Genomic DNA, 10,996 nt, shown 5'->3' with positions numbered 1-10,996 from the left:
TCGGGCTATTAAATTCAAAGTTTATCAACACAAATAAATACGTGAGTAAAAATAATTTAAACTATTTTTACCGCTCTGCATTAAATTTAATCTGATAGGGATAGAGTGGTATCAATATAAGAGTGGGGGCTAAATTCCAGAAAGCGCTGACTTTTCAACTACCCTAATATAAATATCATAGCCATCATGAGTGACCACTGCTGTTTCACCACTTACCCAGGCATCCAATACTACGCCGATTTTGGGAATATATTCTTCCCGCGTAATACCCGAAACCGATAGAGAAACGGCCATTTTAAACACATCACTTGTCGTATTGGCTACCGGAATAGTCTTCAGATTAACGTGAGTGACGGCGAGCCTGGCATCAGTACCACCACCGATGGCCGCAATCAGTCGCTCCCGTAATGCATCATTAATAACCTGCGGAGGGATCGACACCGTTTGCTCGATATCTGCCGACAGTGATGTAATTGGTGTGGCCTTCTCTTCTTTGTTGCTCAAACTAATAGGTACCGTAACAGAATAATGAAGAGAAAGACGTGGACGATTACCCAGAGACTGCCAAAAATTACCTAAACTATTTAGGTTTTCTTTCGGAGGAATAACCTGTGTGTAAGCTCCAGGAATATCGGTCAGTTGTCGGTTATTAATCAAGGCATCCAACACCTGAGACATCACCTGTATTGCCTGGTTATCCGGCTGGCTATCCGGATTACTGGCATCGTTGGCCGGCCCAGTCGGTTCCCAGTAAGTAATCAGATAGTTGCATTGAATATTGACCCAGCCGGGTAATAATCTACCGGCCGAAGCACTAAATGCCCGAGACTCAGCGGTCCGTAATTGTAGGTCCTCATGGATGTCATAAAGAAATACGCTAATAGCAGCATCCGCCTGCGTGGCATCGACATCAGGTAAATCAAAGCGAATGGCTACATTATTATTAACATATTCTCGTAGAATCGCATTCATCGCTTTATTGACTTCGACTACTGTTTGAGTTTTTAACATATAAGAATCTCTTGGTTAGATTTTGTTCACTCAATATTGACAATGTATTTATCTATTACTCTCAGCATATCTAGAAAGAGAACCTAAAGCGTTAGTCGCCCCGTTTTGGCTAATTCTCGAGTCAGTGCAGTTTCAATATGAGTATAAGTAACTTCTTGATTCTCATTTTCTCCGGCAAAGAAAGAGGCTAATAGAGCAATATTCCTGATATTAGCTCCTGTGATATTCGCTTTCTTGGCTAACTGATTAAAATCAATATCCGATGAAACATTAATATTCTTTGGCCATATTTTCCGCCACATCTCATGGCGCACTGCTTCATCGGGATAAGTGAATCGTGTAATAAAGGTAAAGCGACGATTAAAAGCACTATCTAAATGACTTCGATTATTGGTAGATAAAATAACCAGCCCAGGATAGCTTTCCAAACGCTGTAACAAATATGACACTTCAATATTAGCATGCCGGTCATGTGCATCTTTCGTTTCGCTGCGCTTACCAAATAATGCATCGGCTTCATCAAAAAATAAAATACCGGCATCTAACTCTGCCAAATCAAAGATACGCGAGAGGTTTTTCTCCGTTTCACCGACATACTTATTGATCACTGTCGAAAGGTCTACTTTAATAAGATCTACCCCAATGGTATTAGCAAGTACTTCCGCCGCCATTGTTTTCCCCGTTCCTGAGTCACCGTAGAATAAAGCACTAATCCCTGTACCGTAACCAATTTTATCTTTAAAACCACTCGCGAGGACTTTTCCCCGGTATTTTATTGCGGTGATAATCTCTTGTAGTTGCTGTGTGATATTATCGGAGACTAAAAGATCCTGTATGTTTCGCTTCGGCGTAATTCTTTGAGCCAGTGAGCCAAAGTTCTGTTGGGTACGTAAATTAAACGCTTTACGAATATCACATTGTTGTAATATATCTGAATAATCTCGCTGTCGTTGATAAAGTTCAGCTTCTTGCATAATCAATGGCAGACTTTCTGCATTAAAGGTATAGCGCTGGCTCAAGCTTATCGGATCAATATTTTCTGAACGGCGTTCAGGTAAGCTATCGATTAATAATAATACTTTTTCCTCATGAGTAAAAATCGGCATCTCTATTTGCAATGTAGCCGTTTTTTTAAACCATAGTAACGGTGAGTATGGATCTACCAAGCAAACAACTCTTATTCCTGGTTGAGCTAATAACTCTGATAGGGAGTCGAGAAATGATAAATTTCGCTCCTTTAGTAAGTGTAGGTTCCGGAATACACTACACGCGCCGCGCATACGCGTTTCTCGTAGAATGTATTTTAATTGAATTAATATTATATTGTCATCGTTTTCGACAAATTTACCCATATCGACAACCAACGTTTGCCGTTTTTTTGAAGCAAAAACATGAGCAACCGTATGCGCTCTGGCGCTACTCATAGCACCTTGTAATAACACCACAGGTCGAGGTTCAATATCTTCAGTTAATAATGGCTCCAATGCCTGCTTTAAACTTTTCGGATAGTTGGGTAGCGTTGGTAGCATGAGCCATTGAGCACATTGGGCTAATAGTGGTGAAAGGTAGTGGTGCCCCAATAAAAAATGGTAAACACCGCTATCAGCAATAAATGTTGTCTGGCTCCACGCCAGATTCTTTTGATTATTATCAACCGATAATAGCTGACAACTGATCAAGGGGGCACGATGTAAAAAACTGGCTTGCTGCGCCCATTTTTCCCTTTCTGAATGGCAAAATAACGTTAATGCCAATGAAAAACTGGGTAACTGGCTTTGTTTCCCGCCTTGAAGTAAAGAAAATAAACCATAATAGCGGCTATCAAAATAGGGTAATAAACCCAGCAATAGAGTATCTCGCTCAAAATCAGTTAATTCAAAACGACTAACCAGTTCAATGAGGCCTTCTGCTACCTCTGGAAATAAAGTGTCTTGAGCTTGTTTTATTGTCACTTCGCCCTTCGCCCAATGAGGCCGACCAATAGGCTGATTGATCCGTGCCAATACCTCTGACTGACTTAATAAGAATTCATCGGCCAGATCGTTAGCTGTTCCCTTGAAACGATAATAATAATGCTGTAGAAGCAGATCAATTCGCTCCAACTCAGCGAATAACAGCGATAATTGATCTCCGCTATACTGACTGTCTCTTGACTGTAATACTGAAGATAAACTCATATTTTGACTCATTATGGAATATTCATTGAAAGGTTATAACCAGCGAATGGTTAATGGTTGCTGTAGCCAGTTAAAACAGGCCATATTCATTGGCCACGGCCAGTCATTAATGAGTGCGTCATAAATTTCCGGGTTAACATGAATGGTCACCCCAGTCTCTAACCAAAGTATTTCGCCAGATCGTTGTAGAAAAAGCGTACGAATATCTTCTGGTCCCATTCTTTTCCAGGCAGGAAGTTGCTCTCGGACTCTTTCCAACCATTCGCCGATCAATATTTTTTGCTCGGTGGCCGGAGTGCACCATCCCGCATCAAAATGAATCGGTAATCCGCATAAGAGTTTAGTTAACGTCAGCCGTCCGTCAGATATCTCGTCATCTCCCCAGATAAGCCAGTCAAGTAAACATACGGCGTCTACCTGTGCTTGCTGATTAATAAACACCTGTTTTTCCAGCAAACCAAAAACGCTAAAAAACGTTGATAACAGCGGCCAAAAAATCACCCCCCCCGCATTACTGACAGCCAAAGTCTGTCCTGATATGGGTGTTATATTCACTCCCATAGATTGAGCTGTAGTTTTTGTTCCTAAGCATGCTTCTGGCTTATTTTTCTTAAGCGTCGTGGCAAGGCTAGAGTTCGAGGCTTCTTTATCTTTATCTACCCCATGGGTTAAATCTGATGCTCCTGATGGTGCTTTCTGTGGCAACCATTTTGGCTGAGTTGGTGTAATTTCTAGGCTATCTTTTGCCACTACACTTTGTTTTTTTAAATAGTGCTCCGCCGCTGTAGTTAACTGCTCAGGCGTAACCGTTGATGTATGGTTGAGTTGCGCCACTATAGCGTTATCTTCAATCAGTAAGCGGTATAGCGCCTTTTGTGCCGACTGCGGAAGAATCACCGACAAACGCCGCAGCCCTAGCGGCTGTAAGCCGTGCTTTGCCAGCATCGGTAGCCACTGTTGAGGTTGGCGCTGAACCTGTAACCAGAGATCCTGCGTAATCAATGGTGATTCTTGGCTATTTAAAGGTAGGATCTGATTTGATGGCGTTGGCCAATCTCCTTGCTGTAAATAATGTTCGACGGTGGCTATCAGTGATAGCTCGCCAGTAGCTGTTGTTTCAGCGGCGATATCTACCACCGATGGGGCTGATGGGACGGATATTCTATTCTCCACTAATGCCGCTGACATTTGAGGCAAAGACTGAGCCAATAAGCCATTTTCTATTAGTTGACGTTCTGATTGGCACCTGGGGTAGGTGCCCGTTTCACCCAAGGAAAATTTTGGTATTGCCTGATAATAAACCGACAATGCTTTTTCCAATGCTAGAGTTAATTTGTCCGCCATCTGGACTTCAAATAGTTCATACTCAATCATGCCTATATCCACAGCAAGACGGTCGATGGATAAATTTTCATTCAGGCTAAATATTAATTCCTGTATTTTTTTTGATATGATTTCGTCTATTCTTTTATGAAACACAGATGAGCACTTCTCTATTACTCTATTTCCATCACAATCTGATATTTCAATAACGATTGTGACTCGCCCAATAAAGCTCCCATCACCTAGGTCAGGATTTTCCATATAAACCTTTGAGAAAATAGCCATTGAAGAATTAGTAGATGAGCACTATCCTTAGCGCTCTCAGTCAAGATTCATTCCAATTAATCAACAAACTATAACTTGATAATAAAGGCCAACGTGTAGTAAGGCGGAATAACATCCGTGGAATGCTGATGTCCATTAGTGCTCATCGTAGCAGTATGCTTATGGCCTCCTCCATCACCAACTGTAGAAGATTGGGTTAAATGAACAGACTCACTGTCTGAAAAATTTTCTAGTCTAGCAAATTTGTTACTACTGGAACCAGTGCCTACACTTACAGAACCATACTGATTAATATTCATTATGTCATAATTACCCGCCTTATAAGTATAACGCACACCATCATTATGATTATGCCTAGGTATTTGCCCCAGAGTTAATATAGTCTCTGCTATATTAACTGTACCTGTAACCGTAAATGATGTGCTCTGCTTGTTATAGGTTTTTGTGTTACCTGAACCTGCTAGTTGTGCAGTATTAGAATATTTTGAGTGAGTGAACGTAGAGCCTAAAATAAAGCGGTCTATCAAATTTGGTCTACCATTACTTCCATCACATAATGCCCATCCAGGTGGCATTTCAGCCGCTGTTCCGGCAAACATCAGAATCATACCTTTCTGGAAAGCAAACTCATTTGTTATACGCACGCCATCAGATGTGACTTCCATTCCTCTACCTGGCTTCACCGAGATACCGGTAGAATCTACGACTACTCCACCACTGTTTTTGGGTATAACCTTTACCCCCGAACTAGTTACTGATAATCCACTGTTGCTGTCAACCTTTACAGACAAGCGCTCTACGCTGTCAAGTTGAAAACCATTCCCCGGGCCAGTTTGCCCTGGAGCTAACCCTGCGGCTTTACGCCCAACGTCTGCAATATCAATTAGCTTTTCAAAATCCGTTTGCAGCGGAATACTGCCTTCCTTAAATCTTTCTTTTAAACTATTCGTTTCAGGCCCGACTACCGCCAGACCCGTTAACATTTGTTTTTCATTGCCAATAATTAAACGATGAGTCTCTTTCATGATGAGTTCCACAAATAGAATGAATAAAAATTAATTAGATGACTAGATTATTTTTAGCTTTCTTTCGGAACATAGAATAATTCGTTCTGAATTATCTTGTCTGTATTCCATTCAGTTTCATTGCTGCCGATAACTTCGGTACGCTGAGCTGGCGTGGCGATTCGCATTGTGCCAATACCGATAAATCCTGATGGTAATTTACCCAACGTCAAAGTTTCTAAAATAGAATAAGCAGCATCACCTAATGGCGCTCCATTATTTTGCCAGCGCTGATAGGTTCTACCGAAATTTGAAAATTGGCGATTGTCCATCCAATGAATGATCATGGAAATATGCGCAGGGAATTCCGAGAGAACCGTATCTTTAACCCACTCCTCCAATTTATAGGGGTCAACACCAGGCATAGAAATTAACGCACTGTTGATCACCACGCTAATAACGAATGAGAAACGGTCAGTACGCTCATATTCATCACCGGAAAAGTGCCAATTGTAGCGCCAGTCATCTTCAGGAGATGGGAAAGCCAGGGTCGATACATCCAAACGCTCGATAATCAGGGTACCTTGGATACGATCAAAACTAACAACCTTGGCATAAAGTGTCTGAGTGGTTTCTTGGGTATAACTGACATTGCTGACCAAACCAATATTGGCAGCCAATGTTATTTCCGTTCCTAACTTAATCAGAGCTGGGAATGGTGTCTGGTCGGTTCGGGTCAACCGCCGTTGATTCGCAGGCAGTTGTTCGCCGTCCTTAGTTTGATCGCTGGCGTAGGCCAAGCGGTAACTCATATCTTCCAGCCACACCAGGCTATTTTGCCAATGTAACTTGCCGATAGCTGCCGCAGCCATCACTCGGTCTATATTATGTGCCAACTGCACGCTGTTGCTCATATTCAACCAAATGCTGTCAGCTTCTATTTTGGCGATCATTTGACCACGTAAAATAAACTTGTTCTCACCGGCCTGGCCCTCATACAGCGTTAAATTGACCACCTGGCCTGGCGTTAATTTATTGCCAATACCGCTTTGGTTTATCACCAGATGGGGCTGCTTATTTTCATCATCCTGAATCTGTACCGAGTCTGGTGTTTGCTCAGTATCAAAATCGGCGTTAGGTTTGATCGGTAACAATGCGCGGTGTTCGATAAGGTAGAAAGGCAGTTGACTTAAATCAGGCTGCGGCTTAAATAATTCTTTCCCCAATCCCATCCGAGCTGCAATGCGTTTTTGTAATGAGGAAACCTGATCGATACGAATATTATCGCGATGGTAGGTTAATACCGTTTGCTGTGACAAATAGCCTTGTTGTACCGCAAGAAATTCACTGGCGTTGGTAGTAAAGGTGCGTGGTGCCCGTTGCGTAGCAAAATATCCCAACAGGTAATTGATGATATTCAGTTCTTGCTCGGTATCTTGTGCTATTTCTTCCTGCCACTCTTTCAGCTCTGCGGCATAATCTTTATGGGCCTCATCGTTTACAGAACCTGATTTAAACGGCCACTGCGCTCCCCATACCCGGATACCCTCACGTTGAAAAGCCAGTAACTGCGGCAGCATCGCCAGTTGCTGGCAACCGTTGGCTAATAGTTGCTCAAAGGGCAACATAAACTGATGCAACGCCAATACCCGTAAGCGGTCTGGTTCAGACAATGTCTGCAATGACTGCTGTAATTGATAGCACGGGGGCAAGGTATCGCTAACCGGATGGTAACTGCCCACATCACGGTGTTGTCCGTAATGTAAGATAACCGGCGCATTCTGGATCATTTCAACCGGAGGAAGACGCTTAATAATGTCCTTTTCACTGACAGAGACGCTGATCCCCCCTTTGGCAATCACCCGAAGCGGGCCGTCTTGCTGTGCCAATAAATGGATCGGATCCGCTCCCCACAGCCGTGGATAGCATCCGGCGGCTATTCTCCATGACCAAGTATCATCCGCGATCGGGGTAATTTTATTTTTATCGTAACTCTCCCCTAATACCATGCGGGTAATATTTTTGATGCCGTCAATGCCCAACAGAACATTGACTAGCCGGCTCAGGTTGAGCGTTACACCTTGGGTATAGTCCCGATTGGGTGCCAGTTCCGGTATCCAGCCGTATTTCAACTGCGGTCCGTCGAAAATATCGTCATGACTCATGCCCCGTTGTTGTAGCGTTCCCGTGCTGTAACGCAACGCTCTGGGCATCATAAACTGTTCAACCGCACTATAGACGTTGGCAAATATGCTGGCGATATTTTGCGTATCGTCACCCAGTTCAATATCCAGTAATAGAGGAAAATCAACCGGTTCCAGCCAGTTTATCTGGCTGACTGCTTCACCGATATTTCGGTTTTCCATCAAGAATGCGCTGAGTTGTTCTTGCGCCGCCGCAGTATCAAGCTGAGTGTGTCGGGTCGGCTCCAGATAGAGCCAGTAATTCCCTCGCAGAGTTAATTTTTTTGCTTTGTCTGTCTCTACAAAACTGTATTCTCTTTTCTCTGAGTCATACCAATAGGCATACCGCTCAGCTTCCGGTTCACGTACCAATTGCACATTGCGGAATAAAAAATCGCCCTCATGACCGGCGTTTTCTACTGGCCAATCATTACTGTGTAAATCCAGCAACGCCTTTCGGTAATCATCAGCGGTGATTGGGCCACAGGTCAGCGCCCGGTGTGGGCCAAATTCACGGGGGAAAATCCCCTTTTGCGGCTCAGATAATGCAGGAGTCAGGAGATCTTGCAACGGTAATGTATGGCGATAGGCTAAATCTGAAGCGCCGTAACAGATCCCTTCGAGAATTGTCATCCCCGGGTCGTGCTCTGCGGTATCTGTCCATAACTTTCCGGCCTGATCCTCCACCACCTGATGAGCCTGATTTAGCAATCTATCGAAATGGATATCCTCTTTTACGAGGAGAAATAATGTGTCTGGATTACTCATATTTTGCTCCCCCGGCGTTGTACCAAATCATCATTTTCCCAGACCAGAATCAGCACTTCGTTATTATTTGCATCCACCGAAGCCATGTCGTCGATAGCCGTATTGGCACCTTCCCGACGCAATGTCAGGCTAGTGACCCGTTCAACCAACGGGTGTTGTTGAATGGTTGCCAACAACTGAAAATAGCCAATGTTATTGTTCATCATGACCACCCGTTGCTCATCGCCACTCCAGGGCATATATACCTCACTCAGGCTTTGTTGGAGCTGTTGATAGCCGAAATCCGGGTTAACACCTGATTTGAAAATCAGCTGATAATTGATATGCACATCAATATAGGTCGGGTTAGCCACGGTAATTGACGCCCAGAGCGAGTCTCGTTGTTCCAACCAGTTGGCCATTTCCGCCAAACGAGCTGGATTGAGCAATGGACGTAGAGGGTCATCGCCGTCGTTATAATGGGTTACAGGGATCACCGTCAGTTGTTGCGTCTCAGGGGCCGGCACACGGGTTAATTCATCATTGCCCGGATATTTCACATCGAAAATACTGAGGTACCGCTGTTTCAACAACGTAACCATATTGCCCCAGGTCAGCGCCCGATTACGGTGTGAGAGACGCTGCGCCTCACGTTCAAAGAATTCACCATCCGATTCAGCCATGCGACCATTCCATGATGCCCAGGGTTGGGTAATCGTTGATAACACGGGAATAGGCTCGACTGACCGCTGGATAGTCTCGGCGGGTAATGCTTGTAAAAAATGGTTATCGCTTAGGGTTTCTGCATTAATTAACGTTGCCGTCATCGCATTATCAATAACGCCTTGTAACCGGGGATAACTTCGCCAAACGTCGGCCTGTTCGGGTACGCTAACCACGCCTTTTAACCAATGGCGTCCGCTCGGCATTTGACTGGCCTGATCAGCCGCGTCAGTTGGCAACACCAGACGCCAGAGACCATCCTGATACAGGCTTTGAGTTTCATCATTCACCCAAGCGTCCAGAGCAGCCCACTGATTCTCCTGATTCAGATAAAACCAGGCCACGCTAGGTTGAATCGGAGTTTTCAACTTCCAATACAATGATAATGTCTGACCGGGAGCGACATCAGAGAAACCTAAATAAAGCGAGGATCCTGTTTCCTGCATCCACTCATCATTCCGACTGTAACCAAAGGGGGTCAAATAATAGGAATCGAAGGGGGCATTCACCGCAACCATCGTGTGCACATCACGTTGGCTATCCGCGTCAATTGTCTGAAGTTGCTCAACCTGAACGGCTGTGACCCTCGGCAGTTGCTGGTCTTTTGCTGCTTGCAAGCGCAGTACCGGCTGTTCAAAAATGAGATCGTCAAGATTGTCTGGCGCACTAATGGCCGGCTCCCGCGCGGAAAGCATGAGTGTGACCGTTTTAGACGCTGGTACTACTGGCGTTAAAGCCAACCAGCGATCGCCGCTGCTAATTTGTATTGAGGCGAATCTAGCCACCTCAATATTCTCGGCAAAAGTCAGCGTAATCCGTCTCTCTCCCTCCTCCATCACTAGCCGTGCCGCCACGATAAGTAAGCCACCAGCTACGGATCGATCGCTCGGCGTCTCACTGAATAAGTGAACCCCCGTCGTGGGGAGATTGATCTGATTTTGTACATCCAAAGGGGCGGCAGTAACCCATCCCTGAGATTCTTTTTTCCATAACCAACGCAGATCGCTGATATATCCGCGGTTGACCAATAAGCTGGCATCCAGTCGGTAGTGCAGTGGAGCGCCCTGTGCATCCTGACCGGCTTCAAATAAAGTACCTTTAGCTAATAATTGCGTGCTCACTGTGGGATTCAGTGCAATAGACAGTGCCACCTGATCGGGATTTGCTGGTCGGGAAGATAAACCTAATAAATCCCGGTAATAAAGATTTCGGTGAACAGCTGGCAACGAATTCAATAATGTTCTGGGCGTTTCCAATATCTGCAAAACAGCCAATATAAGAGCTTGATGAGGAGGGAGTGTTCCATCGGCTACATTTTCTGCCAGATAAAATTTCGCTAATTCTTCAGGATTATTGTCCAACATAAAGAAAAAGGCATCCCAAAAGTCACTCTCATTATTAAAAGGGATTTTTTGTGTGTATTTTTTAATAAACTCAAGCAGTGTTAAACCACTTCGGTTATCTAATTTGAAATCAGAGTCAGGCACTAAATCTGACAATTTATTATTTAACTCGATCAATTCCATAATATCACCTGTGTTTT

Annotated in this window: 6 protein-coding genes; all 6 read right to left on the bottom strand. The window is 44.2% G+C overall.

Annotated features, from left to right (window positions below; genetic code table 11):
- Positions 1 to 129: 129 nt before the first annotated feature.
- Positions 130 to 1,011, bottom strand: a complete 882-nt coding sequence (locus DJ39_RS03240) for a Pvc16 family protein (RefSeq protein WP_004721407.1) — start codon at positions 1,009 to 1,011, stop codon at positions 130 to 132.
- A gap of 83 nt (positions 1,012 to 1,094) precedes the next feature.
- The gene (locus DJ39_RS03235; RefSeq protein ID WP_004721410.1) at positions 1,095 to 3,188 is read right to left on the bottom strand and encodes an ATP-binding protein; all 2,094 of its coding nucleotides are present in this window, start codon (positions 3,186 to 3,188) and stop codon (positions 1,095 to 1,097) included.
- 33 nt (positions 3,189 to 3,221) lie between these two features.
- Positions 3,222 to 4,772 (bottom strand): contractile injection system tape measure protein, encoded by a 1,551-nt coding sequence (locus DJ39_RS17085; RefSeq protein WP_139127576.1) that lies wholly within the window; start codon positions 4,770 to 4,772, stop codon positions 3,222 to 3,224.
- A gap of 92 nt (positions 4,773 to 4,864) precedes the next feature.
- Positions 4,865 to 5,821, bottom strand: a complete 957-nt coding sequence (locus DJ39_RS03225; protein WP_004721414.1) for a phage tail protein — start codon at positions 5,819 to 5,821, stop codon at positions 4,865 to 4,867.
- A 53-nt stretch (positions 5,822 to 5,874) separates the two neighbouring features.
- Positions 5,875 to 8,751, bottom strand: coding sequence for a hypothetical protein (locus DJ39_RS03220; RefSeq protein WP_038245091.1), 2,877 nt, complete (start codon positions 8,749 to 8,751; stop codon positions 5,875 to 5,877).
- Entirely contained in the window at positions 8,748 to 10,979 is a 2,232-nt protein-coding gene (locus DJ39_RS03215; RefSeq protein ID WP_038245094.1) for a baseplate J/gp47 family protein, read from the bottom strand. Before DJ39_RS03215 ends, DJ39_RS03220 begins: the two co-directional genes overlap by 4 nt.
- Positions 10,980 to 10,996: the final 17 nt, after the last annotated feature.

The sequence above is a fragment of the Yersinia ruckeri ATCC 29473 genome (assembly GCF_000754815.1).
In the GTDB taxonomy this organism is placed as follows: Bacteria; Pseudomonadota; Gammaproteobacteria; order Enterobacterales; family Enterobacteriaceae; genus Yersinia; species Yersinia ruckeri.
The sequence above is the reverse complement of the archived record's forward strand: the minus strand, read 5'-3'. Positions and strand labels throughout refer to the sequence as shown.